22 protein-coding genes and 1 pseudogene are annotated in these 26016 nt (G+C 60.6%); 12 read left to right on the top strand and 11 right to left on the bottom strand.

Translation table 11 applies throughout. The annotated features are described in order from the left end of the window. Positions 1-15 precede the first annotated feature (15 nt). A complete protein-coding gene (locus ACSSVY_RS11135) occupies positions 16-1221 on the top strand; it encodes a peptidoglycan DD-metalloendopeptidase family protein (RefSeq protein ID WP_454269622.1) in 1206 nt (401 codons plus the stop codon). Between the two features lie 9 nt (positions 1222-1230). Here ACSSVY_RS11135 and ACSSVY_RS11140 read toward each other — a convergent pair whose 3' ends face one another. The 8 genes from ACSSVY_RS11140 to dusB form a co-directional block, all read right to left on the bottom strand. Beyond that, positions 1231-1401, bottom strand: coding sequence for a hypothetical protein (locus ACSSVY_RS11140; protein ID WP_454269623.1), 171 nt, complete (start codon positions 1399-1401; stop codon positions 1231-1233). Further along, positions 1398-2534: a YeeE/YedE family protein gene (locus ACSSVY_RS11145; protein WP_454269624.1), complete on the bottom strand. Its 1137-nt coding sequence runs from the start codon at positions 2532-2534 to the stop codon at positions 1398-1400. The genes ACSSVY_RS11140 and ACSSVY_RS11145 overlap by 4 nt, the downstream gene beginning before the upstream one ends. 14 nt (positions 2535-2548) lie before the next feature. Continuing rightward, positions 2549-3490: a sulfurtransferase gene (locus tag ACSSVY_RS11150; RefSeq protein WP_454269625.1), complete on the bottom strand. Its 942-nt coding sequence runs from the start codon at positions 3488-3490 to the stop codon at positions 2549-2551. Positions 3491-3684: 194 nt separating this feature from the next. Then, on the bottom strand, positions 3685-5094 hold the full coding sequence (gene ntrX, locus ACSSVY_RS11155; RefSeq protein ID WP_454269626.1) for a nitrogen assimilation response regulator NtrX: 1410 nt from the start codon (positions 5092-5094) through the stop codon (positions 3685-3687). Between the two features lie 7 nt (positions 5095-5101). After that, positions 5102-7369, bottom strand: a complete 2268-nt coding sequence (locus ACSSVY_RS11160; RefSeq protein ID WP_454269627.1) for an ATP-binding protein — start codon at positions 7367-7369, stop codon at positions 5102-5104. A gap of 98 nt (positions 7370-7467) precedes the next feature. Then, complete coding sequence (locus ACSSVY_RS11165) at positions 7468-8829, bottom strand: response regulator (RefSeq protein WP_009818901.1); 1362 nt, start codon at positions 8827-8829, stop codon at positions 7468-7470. Positions 8830-8831: 2 nt separating this feature from the next. Further along, positions 8832-9905 (bottom strand): two-component system sensor histidine kinase NtrB, encoded by a 1074-nt coding sequence (locus ACSSVY_RS11170; protein WP_454269628.1) that lies wholly within the window; start codon positions 9903-9905, stop codon positions 8832-8834. After that, positions 9902-10921 carry a tRNA dihydrouridine synthase DusB gene (dusB, locus tag ACSSVY_RS11175; RefSeq protein ID WP_454269629.1) on the bottom strand — a complete coding sequence of 340 codons (1020 nt, stop codon included), beginning with the start codon at positions 10919-10921 and terminating at the stop codon, positions 9902-9904. The genes ACSSVY_RS11170 and dusB overlap by 4 nt, the downstream gene beginning before the upstream one ends. A gap of 160 nt (positions 10922-11081) precedes the next feature. On the opposite strand from dusB, the gene ACSSVY_RS11180 reads away from it, so the two are divergent. The 3 genes from ACSSVY_RS11180 to ACSSVY_RS11190 are packed head-to-tail and all read left to right on the top strand — an operon-like array spanning position 11082 to position 13179. Beyond that, positions 11082-12224, top strand: a complete 1143-nt coding sequence (locus ACSSVY_RS11180; RefSeq protein ID WP_454269630.1) for a bifunctional 2-C-methyl-D-erythritol 4-phosphate cytidylyltransferase/2-C-methyl-D-erythritol 2,4-cyclodiphosphate synthase — start codon at positions 11082-11084, stop codon at positions 12222-12224. After that, positions 12215-12712, top strand: a complete 498-nt coding sequence (locus tag ACSSVY_RS11185) for a phosphatidylglycerophosphatase A family protein (protein ID WP_454269631.1) — start codon at positions 12215-12217, stop codon at positions 12710-12712. Before ACSSVY_RS11180 ends, ACSSVY_RS11185 begins: the two co-directional genes overlap by 10 nt. After that, a complete protein-coding gene (locus tag ACSSVY_RS11190; protein WP_454269632.1) occupies positions 12709-13179 on the top strand; it encodes a CinA family protein in 471 nt (156 codons plus the stop codon). Before ACSSVY_RS11185 ends, ACSSVY_RS11190 begins: the two co-directional genes overlap by 4 nt. 15 nt (positions 13180-13194) lie before the next feature. Here the strand turns inward: ACSSVY_RS11190 and ACSSVY_RS11195 are convergent, their stop codons facing one another. Beyond that, the gene (locus ACSSVY_RS11195) at positions 13195-13647 is read right to left on the bottom strand and encodes a type II toxin-antitoxin system RatA family toxin (RefSeq protein WP_454269633.1); all 453 of its coding nucleotides are present in this window, start codon (positions 13645-13647) and stop codon (positions 13195-13197) included. Positions 13648-13718: 71 nt separating this feature from the next. On the opposite strand from ACSSVY_RS11195, the gene hpt reads away from it, so the two are divergent. The 5 genes from hpt to ACSSVY_RS11220 all read left to right on the top strand — a co-directional run bounded on the left by hpt (position 13719) and on the right by ACSSVY_RS11220 (position 17571). Next, complete coding sequence (hpt, locus tag ACSSVY_RS11200) at positions 13719-14261, top strand: hypoxanthine phosphoribosyltransferase (protein WP_454269634.1); 543 nt, start codon at positions 13719-13721, stop codon at positions 14259-14261. Positions 14262-14737: 476 nt separating this feature from the next. Further along, complete coding sequence (locus ACSSVY_RS11205) at positions 14738-15907, top strand: 2OG-Fe(II) oxygenase (RefSeq protein WP_454269635.1); 1170 nt, start codon at positions 14738-14740, stop codon at positions 15905-15907. 28 nt (positions 15908-15935) lie between these two features. Further along, complete coding sequence (locus ACSSVY_RS11210; protein ID WP_454269636.1) at positions 15936-16478, top strand: sigma-70 family RNA polymerase sigma factor; 543 nt, start codon at positions 15936-15938, stop codon at positions 16476-16478. Further along, complete coding sequence (locus ACSSVY_RS11215; RefSeq protein WP_454269637.1) at positions 16462-17229, top strand: hypothetical protein; 768 nt, start codon at positions 16462-16464, stop codon at positions 17227-17229. The genes ACSSVY_RS11210 and ACSSVY_RS11215 overlap by 17 nt, the downstream gene beginning before the upstream one ends. 189 nt (positions 17230-17418) lie before the next feature. Beyond that, positions 17419-17571 carry a hypothetical protein gene (locus ACSSVY_RS11220; protein ID WP_454269638.1) on the top strand — a complete coding sequence of 51 codons (153 nt, stop codon included), beginning with the start codon at positions 17419-17421 and terminating at the stop codon, positions 17569-17571. Between the two features lie 99 nt (positions 17572-17670). On the opposite strand, the pseudogene ACSSVY_RS11225 reads toward ACSSVY_RS11220, so the two are convergent. Together ACSSVY_RS11225 and ACSSVY_RS11230 are read right to left on the bottom strand one after the other, a co-directional pair. Next, positions 17671-17784 (bottom strand): annotated as a pseudogene (locus ACSSVY_RS11225) (IS5/IS1182 family transposase); the annotation flags it as partial. 220 nt (positions 17785-18004) lie between these two features. After that, positions 18005-20722: a cation-transporting P-type ATPase gene (locus ACSSVY_RS11230; protein ID WP_454269639.1), complete on the bottom strand. Its 2718-nt coding sequence runs from the start codon at positions 20720-20722 to the stop codon at positions 18005-18007. 386 nt (positions 20723-21108) lie between these two features. Between ACSSVY_RS11230 and ACSSVY_RS11235 the strand changes: the two genes are divergently transcribed. The 3 genes from ACSSVY_RS11235 (at position 21109) to ACSSVY_RS11245 (ending at position 25956) form a co-directional block, all read left to right on the top strand. Then, a complete protein-coding gene (locus tag ACSSVY_RS11235) occupies positions 21109-22947 on the top strand; it encodes a PHA/PHB synthase family protein (protein WP_454269640.1) in 1839 nt (612 codons plus the stop codon). Between the two features lie 50 nt (positions 22948-22997). After that, the gene (locus tag ACSSVY_RS11240) at positions 22998-24320 is read left to right on the top strand and encodes a ferredoxin reductase family protein (RefSeq protein ID WP_454269641.1); all 1323 of its coding nucleotides are present in this window, start codon (positions 22998-23000) and stop codon (positions 24318-24320) included. 1273 nt (positions 24321-25593) lie between these two features. Then, positions 25594-25956, top strand: a complete 363-nt coding sequence (locus tag ACSSVY_RS11245) for a biotin/lipoyl-binding protein (protein WP_454269650.1) — start codon at positions 25594-25596, stop codon at positions 25954-25956. Positions 25957-26016 lie beyond the last annotated feature (60 nt).

Here is a 26016-nt window from a genome sequence, read left to right on the forward strand (position 1 = left end):
GGGCCACTCAAGAGGATGATCGAGATGCGCAAATTCCCACGCTCCGCACCGTTGCTGGCGACCATGGCCTTGGCCCTTGCCGCCTGCGACCAACCGCTGGATCTCGACGTGCGCGGGGCCTTTGGCAACGCGCCCAGCACCGCAGAGGCCGCGCGCAACGCGACGGCCCCGCGTCCGCAACCGGATGCGCGCGGCATCATCTCCTATCCCGGCTATCAGGTCGCGGTGGCCGAGCGCGGTGACACTCTGGCCAGCCTCGCGCGCCGCATTGGTGCCGACCCCGGCGAAGTGGCCCGCTTCAACGGCATGCAAACCGGTGACCCGCTCCGCACAGGTGAAATCATCGCCCTGCCCGGTCGTGTGGCAGAGCCGCTGGGCGGCCCGATTCAGACCACTCCGGGCGTCGATATCGGCACTCTCGCCGATGGCGCGATCCGCCGTGCGGATTCCCAGACTGTCACAACCTCGGAACTGCCGCCCGCGACGCCCGGCACCGCCGCCCCGGCACAGGTCGGCGCGGAACCCGTCCGTCACAAGGTCGAGCGCGGAGAGACCGCGTTTTCCATCGCCCGGCTCTACAATGTCTCAATCCGCAGCTTGGCCGATTGGAACGGGCTTGCGTCTGACTTCTCGGTCCGTGAAGGTCAGTTCCTGCTGATCCCCGTCGCCCTTCCGGGTGAGAAAACCGAACCGTTCAATGAGGCCGATGTCGTCACCGTCACGCGGCCGGGCGCGGGCTCGCCCACGCCGACGCCGCCGAGCGCCTCCAAACCCCTTCCAGACGAAAAGACCACGCCCAAGGCTGCGCCCATTGAAACCATCGCCGCCCCGGATTTGGGTAAAACCGAAACCAAGACCACGGCGGCGCGCATGTCCTTCCCGGTCAAAGGCGACATCATCCGCGAATATTCCAAAGGCCGGAATGACGGTATCGACATCTCCGCCACCCCCGGGTCACCCGTCGTGGCTGCCGATGCGGGCACAGTCGCTGCGATAACCGAGGACACGAATGGTGTGCCGATCATCGTGGTGAAACACGCAGGCTCCCTCCTGACGGTCTATTCCAACGTCGATGCTCTGACCGTGAAAAAGGGCGATAGCGTCACCCGCGGTCAAAAACTGGCCGAGATCCGCCGCACCGGCACGCCTGCCCTGCATTTCGAGGTACGCGACGGGTTCGATAGTGTCGATCCGATGCGCTTCCTCGGGGCGTCGTCCTGAGCGTCGCGATTACTTTGGTGGCGGGGCAGCGCAATGCGCCCCCGCCGCGGCCATCCCTGATCCGAGTGCCAGCATCGGCACAGCGCCATAGGGATTGAGCGGGTCTGACGCCCCAGCGTCAAAGGCAATCAACCCCGCAACAAGAACCAATACCGCCGTTGTCACATGCGCCCGGATCATTTGCGCGCCTCGAGGCCCAGATAGGGCCGCAACCGGATACCGGCCCAAGACCCGGCAAAGGCCGCGACAAACCACACCCAGCCATGCGCGGACCCGGTGCCGATGCCGCTGAAGAACGCCCCGATATTGCAGCCGAACGCCAACCTTGAGCTATAGCCCAGCACCAGCCCCGCGATGATCACCGCAACCCAGGCCCGCGCAGGCAGGATACCAACCGGCGAGGCCAGACCGGCCCGCCACCATGCCATCAGCGCGGCCCCCCCGATCAACCCGAAATCGGTGAGCGAGGTGACATCCGTCAGCACGCTGGCCGCCACCTGTCCTTGATTGCCCGGTGCCGACCAGAACGCCGATCCCGACAGATCGCCCCCCACGGCCACCACCACCTTGGCCACCCAGAGGCCCAGACCGTAGACCACACCCCAAGGCTGACCAGCCACCACCAGATGCACGATCGCCAATCCCGCCAGCGCCAGTATCGCCCCCCAATACCGCGCAGGCAGTCGGTGAGAGCCGCGCTTGCCCAGCATCAATGCCAAGCCAGCTATCGCCGCCAACCCGATCAACGTGAGTGCCAACCCCTGCCCACCGCTCAGCGCCACCACCGGCATACTGCCAAGATTGGTCCACCAGGTCAGGTGATAGGCACCGCCAAAACTGCCAATCGCAAAGAATGGCAACGCCACCGCGCCGATCGCATTGCCGCTGCCGGCATTGACCAACGTGCCCGATCCACAGCCCAGAACGATCTGCATGGCCGCGCCAAACACGAACGCGCCGCCGATCATCGCCAGCCCGATAGGCGCATGCGCGCCCTTCAACTCTGCGCCATTCGCCGCCAAGAGCGGAAAGGAGACGCTGGCCACAATGGCAATGCAAATCAGCTGCGCCACAAGGCCCGAGGCATCCCGCTCTAGGATCATCCGCCGCCACGGCCCGGTAAAGCCAAAGCGGAACCCCTCCAGCGTCAGGTCAAAGCCAAGACCGATCAGCAACAAGAGACCAAAGCGCGGCCCCGCCAGCAAGGCCACGGCCAAAACCACCGCCGCCACCGCCACCAGCATCCCGGCACGCGACAGGGTGCCGGGGCTGGATGGGATCCCCGGAGAGGACGCAGAGACGGTTTGGCTCATGTTCGAACCTCCTGTCAGTACTTGCCAGTGATCTTGTTCAGCAGATTCTGGAACAGGCCCGGCACATTGGCCATTTCATAGCCAGAGTTCGACCAGCCGACCATCGACTCGGGATACATCCGCACGCCTTCGATGCCCGCAATCTCGCTCAGCGCGAACCAGTTGGTCGCGGCCCAATGCCCGGTGTTACAAAAGGACACCAGACGGTCACCCGCCTCAAACCCGTTCGCTGCGGCCAATTCCCGGATCAGGTCCGGCTTGATCAACGCGGGCTCATCCTGTCCGAACCAACGATCATGGGTGAAATACCGAGACTGCGGCAGTGTGCCGGGCTTGGCCGCTGCCGCATGTTTGGTTTCGCCCTTCCAAAAGGCTTCGGGCCGTGCGTCGATCAACTCGGCACTGTCCTTGCCATCCACAATGGCTTTCACATCCTCGCGGGTTGCCGTCCAGGTCGGGTCATATGTGACCGTGATCGTGCTCGGTGTGATCGTCTTGGCCGCACCCGTTTCAACCGGCTTGCTCGCCTGTTGCCATGCGTTCATCCCCCCATTGAGGATTGCCAAATTCTGGATACCGCTTGATTTCAACGTCCAATAGACCCGCGCCGCAGCCCCGAAATCGGTCTGATCGCTGCCTTGATGCACCACGACAATCTGGCTGCCCTCGGTCACGCCAAGATTGCGCAAGACGTCTGTCATGGCCTCCTCGGCGACCAACTCGCCGGGGTTTTCCGCCGGTCCCCGAAAGAGCCCATATGGCGCCGGAAGCGCGCCGGGAATGTGGCCCGCCTCGTAATCCGCGCCTGTGCGGATATCCAGCACGATCACCTCTTGCGCGGCCTGCGCTTGCGCCACGGCGTCGGGGTCCGTGAGCGGCCCCAACTGCGCAACGGCGGTCATGGGCGCGACAGCAATCGCCGCCGCCAGCCCCAATTTTCTGAACATGTCAAACATGATGTATCCCCTTGCTTTCCTGTCGCAGAACCTAGGCATGTGCCAGAGTAACGACAAGCATCAGACCAGGCTTTCACTTCATCTTGAGCAAATAAGGAGCTTCGCCCGGACAGCCTGTTAAGCAGCGCTCAACATCCCGGCCCGGTCCCGCAATCCGAACAGTATTCCAAACACGGCATAGCGGTCAGAACATTCTACCCAAATGCCTGCGCATCCTCATCCTCATCGCCGCGTCCCGTTCCCTTTACTCCGGTCACGATCCCCAGGGATTTCAGCTTGCGGTGCAGGGCGCTGCGCTCCATGCCAACGAATTCCGCCGTCCGGCTGATATTGCCGCCAAAGCGGTTGATCTGGGTCAGCAGGTACTCGCGCTCAAACGCCTCGCGCGCTTCGCGCAGCGCCATTGTGGCAACCGACCCCGATAGCACCACCCGGCCCTCTTCCACGGCCCCGGCGCTCTCGCTTGGCAACTCGCGCGGCACAATCGGCCCCGTGCCTTCGCCCAGAATCAGAACCCGCTCGATCACATTGCGCAACTGCCGCACATTGCCCGGCCAGCGCATCGTCTGCAACAGCGCCGCCGCCTCCTCGCTCACCATGCGCAGCGTCAACCCTTGGGTCTTGTGGAACATCGCGATGAAATGCTCTGCCAGCGCCGGAATATCCTCGCGCCGGTCCTCCAGACTCGGCACAGCAATCGGCACCACGTTCAGCCGGTGATAGAGCTCGCGCCGGAACCGCTCCGCAGCAATCTCCGCCTCCAGATCCCGGCTGGTCGAAGAGATCACCCGCAGATCGACCTGTACCTTGTCACTGCCGCCCACCCGTAAAAAGGTCTGATCCACCAGCACCCGCAGGATCTTGGACTGCGTGCCCATCGGCATATCGGCGACCTCGTCGAAATAAATCACCCCGCCGTTGGCCTCTTCCAACAGCCCCGGAACCACGCCGCCCTCTTCATTCTCGCGGCCAAAGAGCACCTCTTCCATCCGATCCGAGGCGATCGAGGCGCAGCCCACCGTGACAAACGGCGCCGAGGCGCGCGCCGAATTGGCATGGATATAGCGCGCCGCCAATTCCTTGCCCGACCCGGCGGGGCCTGACAGCATCACCCGCCCATTGGATTTCGTGACCTTGTCCAACTGCCCCATCAGCGTGCGAAACGCCGGGGCCTCGCCCAGCATTTCAGAAGGTGCGGTTTCCCGCCGCTTCAAGGCCTGATTTTCCCGCCGCAACCGGCTGGTTTCCATGCCGCGCCGGATCACCACCATCAACTGGTCGATGTTGAATGGCTTTTCGATAAAGTCATAGGCCCCCTGCTTGATCGCCGCGACCGCGATTTCGATATTGCCATGGCCAGAGATGATCACCACCGGCACATCGGGATAATCACGCTTGACCGCCTTGAGAATGTCGATCCCGTCCATGTGGCTGTCCTTCAGCCAGATATCGAGGATCAACACTCCAGGCTGCTCCGCCACTATCGCGGCCATTGCCTCGTCGGAATTGCCCGCCCGACGGGTGCTATAGCCCTCGTCCTCCAGAATATCCGAAATCAGCTCCCGGATATCGCGTTCGTCATCGACAATCAGAATATCACTCATCGGTCCCTCAAACAGCCAGATTGGCCTCTACAAGCTCTTCCGCCACCAGCGGAAGCCGCACCACGGCCATCGCCCCGGCATGTGCCCCCGCCTCGAACGGCTCTGCATCCTCAAGCACAAGCGTCCCGCCATGCTCTTCGATGATCTTCTTCACAATGGGCAGACCCAGCCCCGTGCCCTTGTCCCGCGTCGTCACATACGGCTCGAACAGCCGCGCGCGATCCTGAGGCAATCCGATCCCATTGTCCGAAATGCGGATCACGGCGCTGCCATCCTCGACCCCACTCTCGATACGGATCATTGGCCGATGTCCCGCGGGCGCACCCTTTTCTTGCAGGCTTTCAATCGCTTCGCCCGCATTCTTCACCAGATTGGTCAGCGCCTGTCCGATCATCGACGCGTCAATATCGGCGCGCAATGGCCCGATATCCAGCGCCACGTCAAACCGCACATCCGGTTGTCCGCTCTCTTGCAAGAGAACAACCTCACGCAAGACCTGCGTGAGGCTTTCCTGCTGTGTCACAGGCTCCGGCATCCGCGCGAATTTTGAAAACTCATCCACGATCCGGCGCAGATCATTGGTCTGCCGTACCACCACATCGGTCAATTGCTCAAGGCTCGCGGCCTCGTCCGGCGGCAACTGTTTGGCGAACTTGCGCTTGATCCGCTCTGCACTCAGTTGAATAGGCGTCAGCGGGTTCTTGATTTCATGCGCAATCCGCCGCGCCACATCTCCCCAGGCGGCCATACGCTGCGCCGCCACCAGATCGGTCACATCGTCGAATGCCACCACATAACCCTCGCGACGGCCCTCTTCGCTGATCCGCGTCGACATGCGCACCAGCAGGTTTTCCTGCCGGTCGCCTCGCGCGACTTTGATCTCTTCCTGCACAAATCCACCAGGCACCGTGCGCAACCGATCAAACAGCGCTGCAAATTCCGGCACAGCTGCGCTCAGCGCCACGGATTGCTGATCTTCCCCCCAATCCAGCAGCCGTTCAGCGGCGCGGTTCACAAAGGTGACGCGGCCCTGTGCATCCAGCCCGACAACCCCGGATGAAACCGACCCCAGCACAGAGTCAAACAGCCGCCTCCGCCGCTCGATCTGCTGCGTGTTGGTCAAGAGCGCCTCACGCTGCCCCTTCAACTGCCGTGTCATCTGGTTGAAATAGGTGCTCAATTGCGCGATCTCATCGTCGCCCTCCTCCTCGCGCACCTGCGTGTCAAGATCCCCCTCGCCCACCCGTTGTGCCGCCGAGGTCAACCGGCCGACCGGCTGCGACAACCGTTCGGCAAACCACATCCCAAGCCAGATGGCGGCCAAGATCAGGATCACGGCAAACCCGAGATAAAGCAGCCCGAACTCAAACAGAACACGCCCCCGCTCGCTCTCGCGTTGCTTATAAAAGGCCGCCGTTTCCTTGGTTTCATCAAGCAGGTTCAGGATGGCGCCATCAACCGTTCGGCTCACATAGAGCAACCGGTCCGGCACGGCATCAAGCGGCATCAAGGCCCGAAACTCGTCATTCTCCCAATCGCGGATCACCACCACGCCTTGCGCATAGGCCTCTTTGATCTGCGCCTCAGTCGGTTTTTCAAAGTCGAACAAATAGGATCGCTCGCCGCGCGCCCGAATTTCCCCGGTGCCATCAATCACAAAGGCCTCGCGCAGGCCGCGCTGAATCTCGCGCTGCCCGGAGGACAGAACCTGACGGATATCGCCATCGGTCATAAACACAGCGGCGCGTTTGGTGGCATTGATCACCCGCGCCAATACCCGAATATCGGTTTCCAGATCGCGCCGATGTTCCTCTTCATAGGCTTGGGCTGCCGCGACAGAACTGTCCACCACCCGGCCCACGCGCTCAGAAAACCATGCTTCCAACCCCATGTTCACCGACAGGGTGGCAAACACCGCCACGGTGATGGTGGGCAAGAGCGCCATCAGTGCAAACACACCCGTCAGCCGCAGATGCAGCCGTGACCCCGCCGACCGACTGCGCCGCGCGGCCACCATACGCGCCACGCGCTGCATGACCAATCCGGCCACCATCAACACATAGACCATGTCGCACAACAGCACGAGCCGCAGCCCATCCGATGTGCTCCCCTGATCCAGCGGCCCCATCATCAGATAGGTCGCCATCGCCAGCACCGGCCCCAAGAGCACAAGGCTCAGGGTCGCCCAGTTCTGCAACCGTTTCAGCCGTCGCAGGCGGTTGATCCCCTCCCACGACAGGCGCTTGCCTCTGATCCCGCGTGTCTGCGTTACCACGCACGTCCCCCATCACTCGTGGGGTCGCTTATGCTTCCCCGCAACATATGGACCGTCAGGGCGCGCGCGCCTCAATTGGCAACAGTCCTGTTGCAGTTTTACATCAACTTGCGGCGGCGTGTCACGTTAATATCCAGATCGGTGATTTTCTTGCGCAAGGTATTGCGGTTGATGCCCAAGAGGTCTGCGCATTTCGCTTGGTTGCCAGCGGTCGCATCCAGCGCAATCTCGATCAACGGAAGCTCGATCTCGCGCAAAATCCGCGTATAGAGCCCCGCAGGCGGCAGCGCATCGCCATGCAGATCAAAATACCGCCGTAGATGTCCCGCCACCGAGGCGGTCAGGCTCTCGCCGCGCCCTTCGCGCATCACCGGCTCAGACCGCGGCTGATTGCCCAGCACGGCCTCGACCTCGGCCCGGCTGATTTCCTCGGTCACCGCCGTCAGCCCGATTCGCCGCACGGCATTCTCCAATTGCCGCACATTGCCCGGCCAGCTATAGGCGCGCATCAACTCCGCCGCTTGCTCCGACAGATGCCGTGCGGGTTGTCCATCGCGCTCATCGCGCCCCAGAAAATGCTCGGCCAAGAGTGGAATATCCTCGACCCGCGCGCGCAAGTTCGGCACGTCGATCACAGCGCCGCTCAGCCGGTAATAGAGATCCTCGCGCAGCGTGCCCTCGTCCAGCGCCTGCCCCGGCGGCACCCGGCTCGTGGCCATGAAGCGCGGCACATGGTCGCCCGGCGCATCCATCATCCGCACCACCCGGCCCTGTGCCTCGGGCGGCAGGTCTGTCACCTCGTCCAGAACGATCGTGCCCCCCTTGACCCGCGCCATCACCCGCGACGGACCATCCAGTTCCCGCAAGTCTGACGGCGTCACAGTGACAAAGGGCAAGGTCCGACGATCCGAGAAGTCGTGGATCGCCTTGGCAATCAGGGATTTTCCAGTGCCCGACTCGCCACAGATCATCACCGGCAGATCGGTGTTCATGATCCGCGCCACCACCCGGTAGAGCGCCTGCATCGCGGGCGTCCGACCGATCAGCGGCAGTTCCTCGGGCCGCTCCACCTCGTGCTCGCGAATGGGCCTGCGCGCCCGCGCCTCCAGCGCCCGCGCCGTGCGTTTCATCAGATCAGGCAGGTCAAACGGCTTGGGCAGGTAATCATAGGCTTCTGCCTCCGCCGCCTTGATCGCCGTCATGATCGTATTCTGCGCCGAGATCACGATCACCGGCAGGCCGGGCCGGTCCTGCGCAATCTTTGGCAGCATCTCGAGCCCATTGCCATCGGGCATCATCACATCCGAAATGACCACATCGCCCTTGCCCTCGCCAATCCACCGCATCAGCGTGGTCAGGCTCGACGTGGCATGCACCCGGCAGCCCGCCCGTGTCAGCGCCTGCGTCAGAACCGTTCGGATCGTGCGGTCGTCATCGGCGACCAATACCGTGCCATCCATCGTCAAGCCTCCTTGGGTTCATCCGCTGCCCGTTGCAACGAGATGCGAAACACCGTGCGCCCGGGCACGGAATTGACCGAAATCCATCCGTCATGGTCCGAAATGATCTTGGCCGCGAGCGCCAATCCCAACCCGGTTCCGTTCTCTCGTCCCGAAACAAAGGGGTCAAACACCTGATCGGCAATCTCTGGCGGCAGGCCGGGTCCATCGTCGATGATCTCGATCTGAAGGGGCAGCGCCTTACCCTCCCCCTCGCCCCGCCGCACCCTCAGCGATTGCTCGTAATAGGTATGCAGCCGTATCGTTCCGGGCCGCCCGCGTGCCGCCTCGGCCGCGTTCTTCAAAAGGTTCAGCACCACCTGCAACAACTGATCCCCATCGCCGAGCGCCATTGGCAGCGACGGGTCATAATCCTCGACCAGCGCCATATGCGCGGCAAAGCCCAGCATCGCAGAGCGCCGCGCCCGGTCCAGCACATCATGCACATTCACCGGGCGCATGGAGGGCGCGCTGATATTGCCAAACTGCTCGACCCGCTCCAGCAGACTCACGATCCGGCGGCTCTCGCTCACGATGAGATCAGTCAGTTCCAGATCCTCTGGTCCCAGCGTCATCGACAAGAGCTGCGCCGCCCCGGTGATCCCCGCAAGGGGGTTCTTGATCTCATGCGCCAACATTTCCGCCATGCCGATTGCGGATTTCGCCGCCGCCTTGACGCTGCTGTTCTGCACCATGCGCCCGGCCAACTCGCGCGGGCTGATCAGCATGATCATATGCCCCGGACTGCCCGCCAAGGGTGCCACCTGCAAATTACACTGCATCGGCGCACGCTCGCCGGTGCCCACATCCACATCATTGACAAAGAGCGGCGCGCCATTGACCCGCGCCCGTTCAAACGCCTCTTCCAGCGGCGCATTGACCGCCAGCTTGTCCCAAACCGGCTGTCCCGCAAGCGCCCGCGACGACGACATCATAAAGCCTTCCGCCGCCGGATTGATCCCGACGATCCGATCCTGATGATCGAGCAGCAGGGCCGGGATCGGCAACGAGATCCAGAACGCATCCTCGATGCTCATGCCGCCACCCTCGCGGCGCAGTCTTCGCGTTGCGCAGAGGGCTCCGCTGCCATCGCTTCGGGCAAAAGGCCCAGAACGACGCTGGCCTGATCCGCAGTCAACACCGCACTACGCACCTCCGGCTCGCTGCCCGCCGCCTCCATATACCAGCCGAGGTGTTTGCGCGCGACGCGCAGACCCAAATCGCGGCCGTAAAAGCCCAACATCGCCTCGTAATGCCCGGCCACCAGATCCGCCAGCGCTGCACCGCGCGGCACCTCCGGGGCCGTCCCATGCCCCATCGCCGCCGCAACCTCCGCCAATAGCCAGGGCCGCCCGCGCGCGCCCCGGCCAATCATCACACCCGCCGCCTCCGATTGCACCATCGCCCTGCGCGCCGTTGCGACTCCCACAATATCGCCGTTCGCGATGACCGGAACGTTAACGGCATGCACAATATCTGAAATCATCGCCCAATCCGCCGCCCCGGAATAGAACTGGCACCGCGTGCGCCCATGCACCGTGATCATCGCCACACCCGCCGCCTCTGCCCGCGTCGCCAGCTCAGCCGCATTCAAGCAGCGTTCATCCCACCCCAAACGGGTCTTGACCGTCACCGGCACATCGACCGCCCCGACCACCGCCTCAATCAAACGCAACGCGTGATCGAGATCCCGCATCAGCGCCGAGCCAGAGGCCCCTGCCCCAGCAGCGCTCACAACCTTCTTGGCCGGGCAACCCATATTGATGTCGATGATCCGCGCGCCTTGATCCGCCACAACCCGCGCCGCCTCCGCCATCCAATGAGGGTCACAGCCCGCCAATTGTACCGACGTATTCTCGATCCCGAATCCAAGCTCCGCCTTGCCGCGCGCCGAGGGTTTGGCCTGCACCATCTCCTGACTCGCGACCATTTCGCTCACCACCAGACCTGCGCCGAATCCCGCGACCACCGTCCGAAACGGCAGGTCCGTGATTCCCGCCATCGGGGCCAGAAACACCGGCGTTGAAATCTGCCTGTCCGCAATCCTCAGCATACCCTGCCTAATCCTTGTGCATTTCCGAAGTTCTACCTGTGAACTTGACCTCAAACAATGATCGGCGGCCTAAATAACAGCCACCAATCGTGTCTTCGCCTAATTTTTAGGCGTATGCTCAGCCATTGCGCTTGGCAAAAACCCGGCCTAATCAAGAGGCATGACAACCGCCGCCCTCATCGTCGCCGCAGGCCGGGGCACTCGCGCCGGCGGAGACAGCCCCAAACAGTGGCAGACCCTTCTGGGCCGCCGCGTCATTGACTGGACCCTCGACGCCTTTCATGCGGCCAAGGGGATCAACCGCGTTGTGGTCGTCCTTCATCCCGACGATCTGCATCATCTCGCCCCAGACCCGCGGATTTTCATCACAACCGGGGGCGACACGCGCGCGCAATCGGTCCGAAACGGGTTAGAGGCGCTGGCCTCAGATCCGCCCGACTATGTGCTGATCCACGACGTCGCGCGATGCTGTACAAAACCCGCGTACATAACGTACATGGTGGACACAGTGCGCCACTCGGAAACCCCGGGACTGGCCCCGGCCCTCACGATTACCGATGCTCTCTGGATCGGCGCGGACGGATATGTGACCGGAACCCGAGACCGCACCGGCCTTTTCCGCGCGCAAACACCGCAAGCCTTTGAATTCGCTCCCATACTTTCCGCGCATCGCGCCTATGAGGGGGATGCCGCAGACGACGTAGCCGTTGCGCGCGCGGCCGGACTCAAGGTTGCCATCGTCGCGGGCCATGAGGATAATCTCAAGATCACCCACCCGCACGACTTTGCACGTGCAGAGAAAATACTTGGAAATCAAATGGATATAAGAGTCGGTTCCGGATTCGACGTTCATCGCTTCGGCCCCGGCGACCATTGCATGCTCTGCGGTGTCCCGGTTCCCCATGACCGCGGGCTTCAAGGCCATTCAGACGCTGATGTGGGGCTTCATGCTCTCACTGACGCTATATATGGTGGTTTGGCACAGGGTGATATCGGCCGTCACTTCCCCCCAAGTGACACCCAATGGAAGGGTGCAGAAAGTCATATCTTTTTGCGCCATGCCGTTGCGTTGGCTGATGAATGTGGATTTAAAATCAATAATATAGACGTCACTCTTGTCTGTGAGCGCCCCAAGATCACCCCATATGCCACCGCGATGCAGGCCACTCTCTCCGAGATCACCGGGGTCGCCAGTGACCGGATTTCCGTCAAGGCGACCACATCCGAACGTTTGGGCTTCACCGGTCGCGAAGAAGGCATCGCCGCCCAAGCCGTTGTAACATTGGTCAGAACATGCGCCTAACCCACTTGATTTGCACGCTTTTCTACATCGGCCATCTGCGTCCCGCACCGGGAACATGGGGATCACTGGCGGCCTTGCCTGTGGCCCTAGCTCTACATCTTGTAGGCGGCCCAGTGTTCCTTGCAGGAGGGATCGTTCTCGCCTTCCTGATAGGATGGTGGGCTACGGCGCTGGAAACAAAAGGAAAGTTGAACCACGATCCATCGGAGATCGTTATTGACGAGGTTGCAGGTCAATGGCTGGCGTTCCTTCCTGTCTCCCTTGGCGCCTCTCATGCCGGGGCGGATCTCCTAAGCCTCTGGCCCGGCTTTCTTTTTTCCTTCCTCGCCTTCCGTTTCTTTGACATCACCAAACTTGGCCCCATCGGGTGGGCCGACCGCCGCAACGATGCCTTGGGCGTGATGCTTGACGACATCCTAGCCGGCCTCGCCGCCGCACTCTGCGTCATGCTCGCTGCGGGCTTTTATCATGGGGTCTTAGGACTTTGATTACGCAGGATATTCTCGACCGCGCCCGACACCGTGGTCTGATGATCACCACCGCCGAAAGCTGCACGGGCGGTATGGTCGCAGCGGCCTTGACAGAAATCCCCGGCTCCTCCGCCGTGGTTGAACGCGGCTTCGTAACGTATTCAAATATATCCAAAATTGAGATGCTGGATGTCTCACAAACTACGCTTGAGGCCTATGGTGCCGTCTCCGAACAGGTTGCACGCGAAATGGCCGAAGGCGCGCTCGCCCATAGTGCGGCCCAACTGGCAATCTCGATTACCGGAATCGCTGGCCCCGGCGGCTCCGAGCAAAAACCCGAAGGTCGCGTTTGCTTTGGTCTCGCGATGATCGGGCGTCAGACTATCACAGAAACGCTCGATTTTGGTCCTTTAGGCCGCGAAATAGTTCGAGAAAGAGCTAGGGACCACGCATTGAAGGTAATTTTAGTTTCTTTATCTCAATGACTTGGACATCAGTCCTCATGTGTTTCCATAGAGCGTGTCGGCCCGCTGCTCAAAGGACCGCACGATCCGCTTCATAGCCTCATAGAAAAATAGATCAGCAGCGGACTGCAGCAACCTGTTTTTGAACGCGAAATCAACATCGAAGCTGACCTCGCAACCGTCTTTCACGTCACGAAACTGCCAGTTCGAGCGCATGTGTTGAAACGGCCCCTCCAGATACTCTGTTTCGATCCGCCGATCTTGCGGCCACAGCACGACGCGGCTACCAAATTTCTCCCGGAACACCTTGAAACTAATTACCAAATCCGCTTCCATAACGTCTGATCCGTCATCTTGTGGACGCACGCTACGGACCCGCGCCGCAGCGGTCCATGGCAGAAACTGAGGGTAGCTGGCCACATCCGCAACCAGAGCATACATCTGATCCGCCGAGTAGCTTAGAATACGTGTTTCTGAATGTGATGGCATTTGGGCCCCGGTTTCCGCGTGACAGTGGCGCGCTTTTTCCTAGACTAAGACCAGAAGTGCAAGAGGGTCGCATGCCACAGCAAGCCTATGTTATCGACAAACTGATTTCTGCCAAGAGCATAGCCGCCCGAATCGAGGCGCTTTCGCATCAGATCGAGGCGGAATTCGCAGGAACGCAGAAACTGGTGGTCGTGGGTCTGCTACGCGGGTCTTTCATCTTCATCGCCGATCTGGTGCGAGAGCTGAATTTGCCTGTAGAGGTCGATTTCGTCGAGACATCCTCTTATGGAAATTCAATGGAAAGTAGTAGAGAGGTTCGTATTCTCAAAGACTTACGAGGCGATATTGAAGGGCGTGATGTGCTGGTGGTCGAGGATATCGTCGATACGGGCCACACGCTCTTTCATGTATTGCACCTCCTCCAGAGCCGACGACCGCACAAACTCCGCACCATCGCGCTCCTGGACAAACCTTCGCGACGCGAAGCGGATATTCGCGCTGATTGGATCGGTTTTGAAATCCCAGATGAGTTTGTCGTTGGCTATGGTATTGATTACGCACAACAAAATCGAAACCTACCTTATATCGGCAAGGTCCGTTTCGTTGAGAGTTGAGGTGATTTGATCTGGCGGACCCAAGAGGATTCCTTTGAGTTGAAGATTTGTGACAAATCGTTGTTTGTTAACAATTTAATATTTCACAGTCATGCAAATTGTCATGCAGAAATTTCATCAATTGTCGATCAACGAGGGATGTAGAGATATTTGTGGCGACTGTTTGTTGTGAGAGAGCGCTTACAGAAATGATAGCCTTTGTAGTCCCCGCTGAGGGTAGATCACTTTCGTTATGCCACTCCTTATTGGGCGGCAGGCACAAGGGGCGGGTAAGCCAGACACCATCTGTTCTCGACAAGGCAGGAAAGATGGTAAAGGCAGTTCGGCCCCGTCCTGAACAAACTGCGTCCAGTTCTCGGAATCTGCAGGACGGGTAGCCGCTCACATCAATGGAAGGTCGGCTACAAAAAAATTCAAAGGTCTGGATGTGACAGGCCAGGGGCTCCGTATACCTCTTAAACATGGCGGATCCCGGAATGACGGCACCTCTTCAGATCGACGCGACAACCTTCCTGACACCGGGCGATCCGGCTCCCAGCTTCATTCAGCGCAGCGTCGCCAATCCGCGCTATGCCTTTGACAGCGCCGCAGGGCGGTATCTTGTTCTTTGTTTCTTCGGCAGCGCTGCGGATGACCATGCGCAGGCCGCGCTCAAGGCTGCCTATGGTCGGCCCGATATCTTTAATGATGACCGAGCCTGCTTTTTTGGTGTGAGCATCGACCCCGAGGATGAGGCAAGCGGGCGCGTGAAGAACCGCATGCCGGGGTATCGCCATTTCTGGGACTTCGACCTGCTGGCCTCGCGCCTTTACGGCGTCGCTCCAAAGGATGTCTCGCTTGCAAGCAGACTGATCGCATTTGCACGGCAATGGGTGGTCATCGACCCCACGATGCGCGTCCTGGCGGCCATCCCTTTCCAGCAAGACCGGGGCGACCTCCACGAGGTCATGGCGTTCATGGACAGCCTACCACCACCGGCGCGCTTTGCTGGGGTGGAACTCATGGCGCCAGTCCTGTTCCTACCGCGCGTCTTCGAGCCTGAACTCTGCGGTCACCTTATAGGCCTCTATGAGGCGCAAGGCGGGGAAGAAAGTGGCTTTATGCGTGAGATCGGTGGCAAAACCATAGGTATCACCGATCCGGGCTTCAAGCGCCGCAAGGATTACACTATCGACGACGGCGATCTTATATCGGCACTACAGGCGCGGTTCTTGCGCCGAGTCGTGCCTGAGATTGCCAAGGTGCATCAGTTCAAGGCAACGCGTATGGAGCGCTACATCGTCTCCTGTTACGCGGCCGAGGATGGCGGCCACTTCTCTGCTCACCGCGACAACACGACAAAGGGCACGGCGCATCGCCGCTTTGCCGTATCGGTCAATCTCAACGACGATTTCGAGGGCGGCGAGGTGAGCTTTCCGGAATACGGCCCACGCAGCTTCAAGGCGCCACCTGGGGGCGCTGTGGTCTTCTCCTGCTCGCTTCTGCACAAGGTCAGCAAGGTGACGAACGGTCGGCGCTTTGCCTTCCTTCCCTTTTTGTATGACGATGCGGCGGCGCGCCTACGCGAAGAGAATGCCCGCTATATTGGGGAGACCGGCTCGACCTACCGTGCAAGCGACCAGACCTCGGCAGAACAGAGCGCATGATCCGCGCTCGAAAGGAGATTGAGACGCCATGGCCCATGACGACATAGACATCGTGGGACAACTCGAAGCGCTTCGGCGCTATGCCCGCGTCCTGACGCGCGACGCGGAAGCCGCCGACGACCTCGTGCAGGCGACTTTTGTGCGGGCACAGGAGCGACGCGCGACCTTCCGGAGTGGTGCGGATGTGCGGGTCTGGTTGATGGCGATCCTCCATAACCTGTTTATTGACAGTCGGCGTAGTGCGCAGGCGTCGCAAGCGCGAGAAAAGGCCTGGGCCGAGACACGACCGGCATTTGTCGAACCGTCCGGTGAAATGGCGGCACGGCTGGCGCAGCTTCGCATAGCATTTCTATCGCTCAGCGCCGAGCAACGCGAAGCGCTGCACCTGGTGGCTGTGGAGGGGCTCGGACCAACTGAGGCGGCGCAGGTTTTGGGCGTGCCTCCAGGCACGGTGATGTCTCGTGTCGGCCGGGCACGCGTGGCGCTCCGCGCCTTTGAGGACGGGAGTGGTGAAGAGATGACGGTGAAACCATTCAGGATCGTGGGAGGACGCGATGAGCGGCAAGACTGAGACTGATCCGGAACTGGAGGCCGATCTTCTCGCACTCCTCCAGGGGCACCTTGACCCCGACCGAACCTTTGCGGTCGCCGACTATCTGGCCGAACGGCCGGAGCGGATGGCGGACCTTCTTGCCGATGCAAGGAACACCGCAGCGCTGCGAATGCCCCTTTCCGGATCAGACGATCCCGCGCCACCCCGGCTCGTGGCAGAGGCGCGTCGCTTGCAAGACCGGCTGCGCAGGCAGCGTCTTCTGCGTCGCGCAGCCCCCTTTGCGGCCGCAGTGGTTCTGTTCGCAGTCGGCTGGACGGGCCATGTCGCCTGGCAGGCAGCCGGACCTGCGGGCGCTCCTCCACTTGTCGAGGCAGCGCTCAACGCGCAGGCCGCACTGGAGCTTCGGCACTGGATGGTCTCACAGCCCGAAAGCGCGGAGGTAAACGCGGAGGAAATCGTCGCCGCGCTCGGGATTGACCTGCCGTCTCTGCCAGAGGACTGGACGGTGCGCGATGTGCAAGTCGTTGCGACTCCTGATCGTCCTGCAATTGCCATTGTGGTGGACTCGCCAGAACTCGGGCGGCTCATGCTTTTGGCCGTCGTCCGCAGCGCCGGAGATTCCGAAGATCCGCCGACCGCCTTTGAGTATCAGGGACGCACAATCGCCCTCTTCGAGCGCGGTCGATCGTCCTTCGTCCTCGTCGATGAGTCTGGACACCCCGAGCAACTGGCGCTCAGTGCCGAGAGTTTACTGTCGCTAAGCAACTGACCTACCGCAGGTCCCGTGCAATGGGATGCCGGTGGTGATTGAAACACTATAGTTCACTCCGCCGTGATGCACTCAAGAAACGAAAAGAATGATCACATGTCTCCATCGACACGGCCCAACGATATCACACCGAAATCTGAGCGCCGACAGACCTCCAAATCAGTGCGACTTGGGAAATCCCTCCCAAGCATGCTGGTTCGTGGCAGACGCCGAAACTCGAACGCATCGATCTGGGTTCTCGTGATCTGCATTGCGATTGCCCTGATTTTGCGCACCACCACGGACGCGGAATCGCAGGAGAGTCTGCAAGGCTACATGCCGAGGGCCAATATGGTGATCTGAGGATCAATTCCAAATCTTCATGCTGGGCTTGTGGGCACCGGGAGCTTCGATGGCTGCCCCAACCCAGATCTGTTCGATCATTTCGTCCATTTGGGTCATCGCCTTCATAGAAGCCCACGCATTGATCAGAGTGCCGTCGACCGAGAATTGCTCGTCCAACAATAGCGGCTTGACCTCAGGGTGCGCGAGGATCTCGGGCACGAGCTTGCGCGAATGAAACACCTCAATTGCAGAACAAACCTAAGTGCGAAAGAATGCAGGTAATACAACGCTTACGATGATCGTTACTTGAGGGTGCTACCGTCTTAGCCTACTAGAATTAAGGTGTATAGTTTCGACAGATGGTCCTGCTTTTTCACTCTGACCTGTTGCCAAGTTGAGGTGGATCAAGGTTTCCTGTCAGGCCGTAAACAATGAGGGTGTTCGCCGAAATTCACCGTTCTCGATCTGCCCGGCGCGGCAAGAAGGCAAGCCGCATCTGCTTTTCTGTTTCAATCAGCGCGAAGAAGGCGATCCCGATCGCAAGGATCAGTATCCCATCAAAGAGCGGCACTGCGCGGGTGTCGAAGACGGACTGAAGCGGCGGCAAATAGGTGATGGCGAACTGTGCCGCAGTCACTGCGATCACACAGGTCCAGACGACCCGAGTGCCTCTTGCCGCGGCCCAGGTCAGGGAGGTGCCATAAATGTTGCGGATGAAGAACAGGTAGAAGATCTGAAGCACAACGAGGGTGTTCATCGCGATGGTCTGGGCGAGAGGTGCCGGATATCCCCTGTCCATCGCATAGAAATACATGCCGAAAACGGCCATCAAGATCAGCGTCGAGACAAACGCGATCTGCCAGATCAGCGTGCCGGTCAAAAGCGGCTCACCGCGCGCGCGCGGCAGACGGCGCATGGTGCCGGGCTCTGACGGCTCAAACGCGAGCGCCAGACCAAGCGTGACGCCGGTGATGAGGTTCACCCAGAGGATCTGCACGGCGGTGATCGGAAGTGCCATCCCGGCGAACAACGCCACCATGATTGTCATCGCCTCACCTGCGTTTGTGGGCAGGGTCCAGCTGATCACCTTCTTGATGTTGTCATAGACCGTGCGTCCCTCGCGCACCGCCGCGGCGATAGAGGCGAAATTGTCATCCGCCAGAACCAGATCAGCGGATTCCTTGGCGGCTTCGCTGCCTTTGAGACCCATGGCGATCCCGGCATCCGCACGTTTGAGAGCGGGCGCATCGTTCACCCCGTCGCCGGTCATTGCCACAGCCAGTCCGCGTGCCTGCATGGCAGTGACGAGGCGCAACTTGTCCGCAGGAGAGGTGCGGGCAAAAATATCCGTCGCACCCGCGGCCTCGGCGAGCGCCGCGTCATTCATCGACTCAAGCTCAGCACCGGTCAACACGCGCGTGCTGTTCCTGAGGCCGATCATTGCGCCAATGGCGCGCGCAGTCGCGGCATGATCGCCGGTGATCATCTTTACGCGTATTCCGGCGGCATGACATTCAGCAACCGCTGCAATGGCTTCGGGACGAGGTGGGTCGATAAGCCCAATGAGGCCAATCAGGGTAAGTTGTCCGTCAATATCCTCAGAGACGAGGCCCGTTTGTTCTGCTGATACCGTGCATGTGGCGACCGCAATCACCCGCTGCCCCTCCGCTGCGAGATCTTCGACCATGGCGTGCCAATACGCCTCGTCGAGCGGTAATGTCGCGCCCCCTTCACCGCGCTGGTCAGCGCAGAGTTGCAGCACCGCCTCGGGCGCGCCCTTGACGTGGATGAATGATTGGCCGCCGGGATCACGGTCCAGCGTCGCCATGTAGCGATGCGCCGCATCGAACGGGATCGCATCAATGCGTACCCAGTCGTCAAACGACTTATGCCCGTCGCCTGTTATCTTTCCGGCCAAGGCTGATAGTGCGCCCTCCATCGGGTCGCCCTCTACCCGCCAGTCGTCACCGTGGGATTGCAGCATGGCATCGTTACAGAGCGCCGCGACCCGGGCAAATTCACTCAACACGGCATGGTCATCGGGGTCCGCATCTGCATCGCGCCAGCGCAACGACCCATGCGGTGCATAGCCGCTGCCACCGACCGAGAACACATGCCCTGCCGCCGCCAGTGCCGCCACCATCATTTCATTGCGCGTCAGCGTGCCGGTCTTGTCCGAACAGATAACAGACACCGAACCCAGCGTTTCAATCGCAGGCAGGCGGCGGATAATCGCATTGCGCCGCGCCATTGCCGTCACGCCAACCGCAAGTGTGATTGTGAGAACAGCAGGCAAGCCTTCGGGAATTGCCGCAACGGACAGTCCGACTATCGCCATGAAAAGTTCGGAGAATGGCATATGACCCACGAAATACCCGTAGGTCAAAAGCGAGGCGGCAACGATCAGGATGAACACCGTAAGCCAGCGCGCGAACACAGCCATCTGTTCCACGAGCGGCGTGGTCAACGTCTCGATGCTGCTCAGCATGCCACTGATCCTACCGATCTGGCTCTCGCCGCCGGTGGCCGTGACCACACCCCGCCCCGTGCCCGAGGCGATGAGCGTGCCGGAGAACAGCATCGACGATTGATCGCCAAGCGCCGCATCCGTGGGCACCGGCGCGGTCGACTTGTCTGTAGGCACGGATTCCCCGGTGAGGATTGCCTCTTCGGCCTTGAGCCCACGCGCCTCGATCAACCGGAGATCGGCAGGCACCCGGTCGCCCGCCTCGACCAGCACGATATCGCCCGGGACCAGATCGGCGGCGTCGACACTTATTCTTTGCCCTTCGCGCAGCACGGCGCAATGCGGCGCAAGCATACTGCGGATCGCAGCCATCGCCTGCTCAGCCCGACCCTCTTGCACAAAGCCTATGATCGCATTGACGAGAACCACGGCAAGGATCACCCCGGTATCGACCCAATGCCCCAGCGCCGCCGTAACCACCGCAGCCCCCAGCAGAACGTAGATCAATACGTTGTGAAAATGGGCGAAGAACCGCAGGATCGGATTGCGTCGGGGCGGCTCCGGTAGACGGTTTGGGCCGTGTTTCACCAACCGATTGGCAGCTTCTTCCGCGCTCAATCCCTCACGCGTTGCGGCAAGCGTTGCAAAAACGCTATCCAGACCCTTTGCATGCGTGGCAATTCTTGGATCGTTGTCGTCCATCTTGCGCCCCCTTGAAGTAGTCATGAACGCCATGCGCGAATAGCTGAAACTCAGCACATGGATCCTGATCTGAAAGGTTGACCAACCGAGCCGGTCTTTCTTTGGTTGAGTTGTGCATCCCGTCGGATTAAAAGTTCAAATGATTGGACTTTAGTGCAACATGTGACACCTTAATTCACGCATCTTACTGCGTATTTGATCCATGTCAGGGGCATCGCCCGAGATAAGGAAGATACTCTGAATAAGAGTTTTCTTCGCCTGATAGTCGGGCGGCTTGCCATCGGTGCATTTCGAGCTGTGCGGATAGATTCGCGCCGGACGTTCGATGATGAGACGGTCACGCTCGCCGATTTTGCACCCCTCAGATCCAAGGAGAGCATCGCAGCATGGCCCGCAAATCCACTCGCCGCCAGATCCAGTCGCCCAAGAAGGAAGCTCCAGAACCCCGGTCAGCAATTGTTCCGCTGGTTCAACCCACTGCCCACAAGCCGTCTCCTGATAAACGCGAGCCGCATCTCCACGCCGCTCTCGACCGAAGCGCCATGGCGAGCTTGGCGCGGTTTACCGGCGGGCTGTCACCCCATGCGATGATCGATGCCTGGAGCGACTGGGCGATGCATCTGGGCCGCGCGCCGGGGCGGCAATTGGAACTGATGGAGCGGGCGCAGGCGAATGCGTTGAGGCTTGCGCAATACACGTCCGCACAGATGCTCAGCCAGCCGTCTGAAAAGCCTTTCAAGCCGGGGCCTTATGACACGCGCTGGTCGCATGTGGGGTGGGAAAGTGCGCCCTTTGCCCTCTGGCAGCAGGGGTTTCTGGCGACGCAGGACTGGTGGCATGCCGCAACCTCGGAATTACGCGGATTGCGGCGTCAGAATGCGGATCGGACGGGCTTCATGATGCGACAGCTTCTCGATACGGTGTCGCCGTCGAATTTCCCGCTGGGCAACCCGGAGATTCTTGAGAAAACGCAGGCGGCAAGCGGGCGCAACCTGATCGACGGGATCGCGCACTATCTCGACGACGCCCGGCATATTCTGGCGCAGGAACATCGGCCCGTTCCACCAGAGTTTACTCTCGGCACGGTTCTGGCCTGCACGCCGGGCGTGGTGGTCTATCGCAACGATCTGATGGAGCTGATCCAGTATTCCCCCACCACGTCGGAGGTGCAGGCCGAGCCGGTGCTGATCGTGCCCGCCTGGATCATGAAATACTACATTCTCGATCTTTCGCCTGAGAACTCCTTCATTCGATGGCTGGTCGGTCAGGGATATACGGTGTTCTGCATCTCATGGCGCAATCCGGGAGCGGACCACGCGGACCTGTCGCTGGAGGACTATCGCAAACAAGGGATCATGCAGGCGTTAGACGTCATCACCGACATCGTGCCGGATCAAAAAGTTCATGCCAACGGATATTGTCTCGGCGGCACGCTGCTGGCCATCGCGGCTTCGGCCATGGCGCGTGACTGTGATGACCGCCTTGCCTCGGTCACGCTGATGGCAGCACAGGTGGATTTTGCCGAAGCGGGCGAATTGCTGCTCTTTCTCGACGAAAGTCAGGTCGCCTTTCTCGAGGATCTGATGTGGTCGCAGGGCTATCTGGACCGGCCGCAGATGTCCGGGGCCTTTGCCGCGATCCGGTCCGAGGATCTGATCTGGTCGCGCGCAGTCCGGCGCTATTTCCTCGGCGAGCCGGACCTGCCCACAGATATCACTGTCTGGGTCAACGACACGACCCGGATGCCGGCGCGGATGCATTCTGAATATCTGCGCGGGATATTCCTTGAGAACCGCATCACGGCGGGGCGGTTCGCGGTCGAGGGCCGGGTGATTGCACTCAAGGATATAGCGGCACCAATTTTTGTCGTTGGCACAGAAACCGACCATATCGCGCCATGGCGCTCCGTCTACAAGACCGCACTCTTTACCGATTGCGATCTGCATTTCCTACTCACCAAGGGCGGCCATAACAGCGGCATTCTGTCAGAGCCGGGGCACAAAGGGCGGCACTACCGGATCGGTCACCGGCCCGCCGGGGCGCTCTACCGCGATCCCGAATCGTGGCTGGCGGCGCATGATCCGCAGTCCGGCTCGTGGTGGCCCGAATGGCAACGCTGGCTGACGCGCCACAGCAGCGGCGCGGTGCCTGCCCGCGCGCCCGGCCAACACTCCCACTATCCCGACATTGAATCGGCACCGGGGACATACATCCATCAGACCTGAGGCAGGTCCCTCCTGCCCTTCCCCCAATCCCGCAAAGCGCTGTTTCCACCATGCCTGTCTTCATCCTCATTCCCCTCTACCTTGTCCTCGTGCTTTTGCCGCTCAGCCTCGCATGGGCACAGGGTCTTCCACCCCGCCCACTGCTTGACGACCTTGCCAGCGGCGCGGGGTTCGTCGCGCTCGCGATCATCCTGGCCGAATTTTTTCTGCTGGGCCGCTTCCGAAGCGTAACGCGGCGCGTGGGATCGGATGTCGTCATGCGCATCCATCAACTGCTCGCGCGCGCCGCTCTTGCGCTCGCCGTGGTACATCCGTTTCTCTATGTGTCGCCGATGACGCCTCCGCCGGTCTGGGATGTGACGCACGCGACCGCGCTCAACTATGGCTGGGCGGGGCTATGGCCCGGGATAACAGCGTGGCTGTTGCTGGGCGGTCTTGTAGCGATGGCAATCGCCCGCGATGCCAGCGGCGCGCACTATGAGTTCTGGCGCTTGCTGCACGGGGTGACCGCGGTGGCAGTTGCCGGATTAGGCGTGCTGCACGTGTTGCGTGCCGGACGCTACAGCGCCGATCCCCTGCTCGGCTGGGTCTGGATCACATTCTTGGCGCTTGCCGTCACGGCCTTGCTCTATGTCTACCTGATCGCGCCCTTGATCCGGTGGCGCAGACCGTGGCGCGTGGCCTCTGTCACCCAATCGGCGGAGCGCACTTGGACGGTCACGCTTAAACCCGATTTCAAGGGGCGGGCCGATTACAAGGCGGGGCAATTCGCGTGGCTCAATATCGGCCGTGGGGTGTTCAGCCTCAATGAGAACCCATTTTCAATCAGTTCCGCCCCCTCTGCCGGTCGCGACGTGGAGTTCATCATCAAGGAACTTGGCGATTTCACCCGCACCATCGACCAGATCAAACCCGGCACCCGCGCCTGGCTCGAGGCGCCACATGGCCATCTGACGCATACCGGTCACGAAGATGCGCCCGGCATCGCGCTGATCGCGGGAGGTGTCGGAATCGCGCCCCTTCTGGGCATCCTGCGCGAACTCTCCGCCACCGGCGATCCAAGGCCTACCGTGTTGCTCTATGGCAACCGGACCGAGGCACAGATCGTGTGCCGCGAGGAATTGCAGCGCCTCTACGAAATTCACGGCACCGAGGTGGTGCATGTTCTGTCCGAGCCGCCCGATGGCTGGTCCGGCGACACGGGCATGATAGACGAGACACTTCTACGCAGGCAATTTGAAGCCGAGGCACGGCGCGACTGGCTCTACATCCTCTGCGGTCCTCCAGCGATGCTGGGCAGTGTTGAAAAGGCGCTGATTGCCATTGGCATTCCGTCGTCACGCATTCTGTCGGAGAGGTTCGTCTATAGCTGAGTTGCACCCACCATTGCTCGTCAGACTCGAATGCTGAAGCTCGCCGGTGGCCGCAAGCCCCGCCTCCGGACAGCATTGCAATGGGCCAAGGCTGATCAGACCCACTGATGCGTGTCAGTCTGAATTTTATTGCATGATCAGGCTCAGGTCCATCGGGACAATGATTTCTGGACAGGAGCCCTAAGCCCCCTGCGCCTGCATCCAAGCCTTTCGAACCATTACCGGAGCACGATCCGGAACCTGTCGTTGGCCCACCAGGACCCGGGCCTCAAGATACAGGCGACGGAGGCGCTGCGCGGGCTGATTTCCGAGATACTGATGATGTGCGACGCAGAGGCGCTGAACGGCCATCACACTTAACTGGCTGGAAAATTAACGGGGATTTTGACGTTGGGGCACGCGAGAACGACAAAGCACGCGGTTGTTGAACGGGCTGGTTCGGTTACGTTGGTTGCGGGTGAGCGCAGCCGCCGTAGCCTACCTGATCTGCGATGCATGATTTGAGGAAGTATCTGCTGAATCGGCGATCTTGATGCGCGTGCGTGATAACGTTGCTGCGGGTTTCTCGCCCAACCTCGCTGCTTTAGAGCGACGTGTGCGTGGCCACGAAGAATCCGTCCGCGGTTCGGAAATATCGCTGCAGATCGGCGATAACGCCGCCATGGTCTGCAACCAAAGGCCCGTTGCGAAAAAAAAGTGACCGCCGCTGATCTCGCCGACGGAATTGCCTCAGTGATCAGCATATTACTCAGTTTATTTTTTGCAACACGAGCCGGTGGCAGGGCCACAACTTATGGATTGACGCGCGCCTTGACGGTTTCTCAAAAGACCACGCCGGCGTCACATTGAGGTGCCGAAGAAGCATTTCAGAGACCTTCTCCCAAACGTCTTGCAACAGGTGCGCTTTCACAACCTAAAAAGGTCGCCGAGATATCCAAAACCGCCTAAATCTCTTTGCTTTTTTCTGGACTTAGCAAATGGGCGGGATACGATACAGAGGCAAGTAAACGGCTCAATTTCTTGAGCGTCACCTTAGCTGTGAAGGTATACTTCATCCCGATGTTAGAAAGAGAGAAACTCCATGCCCAATTCGGAATCACCCGAGATGGAACTGTCGTCGGCATCGAATAGACACCAAATCGATGCCTCGAATATTCCGCCGGACGACGCATCGCGTTCCACTGCTCTTTCTCCCCTTAACCGCAGGCGGTCGCGTATCATCACACCCGTCCTCATCGGCCTTCTAGCATCTTTTCTCTTGGTTCTGGTCGCGATGAACCAGCGCACTCCATACACGTCCGAAGCGGTCTTAAAAGCCCCGGTGATTGGGATCGCTGCGAATGTGTCGGGGGACATAGTCGAAGTCGGGGTTCGTGACAATCAACGCGTCAATACAGGCGATCTGATTTTCCAGATTGATCCTTCCCTGTTTCAAACCGCGTTGAAGGCAGCGAGCGCGCAACTTGAATACACAATCCAGCAATTGGGAGCCGAGGCAACCGGCCTTGGCGCGGCTGAGGCTGCTGTCGTCCAGGCCAAAGCCCGATTGGCTGACGTGGAACAGCAAAACATACGCGCCGAGTCGCTCTTCGCCCGCGGGATCTGTGAACGGCGGAGCAATACTCGGCCACGGTAGCGACGGCATAGTGTTGTCGCGGGCGGCGTAAAAGTCGTCCACTTTTGCCCTTTCGGATTT

Source organism: Roseovarius sp. MBR-51 (assembly GCF_053628575.1).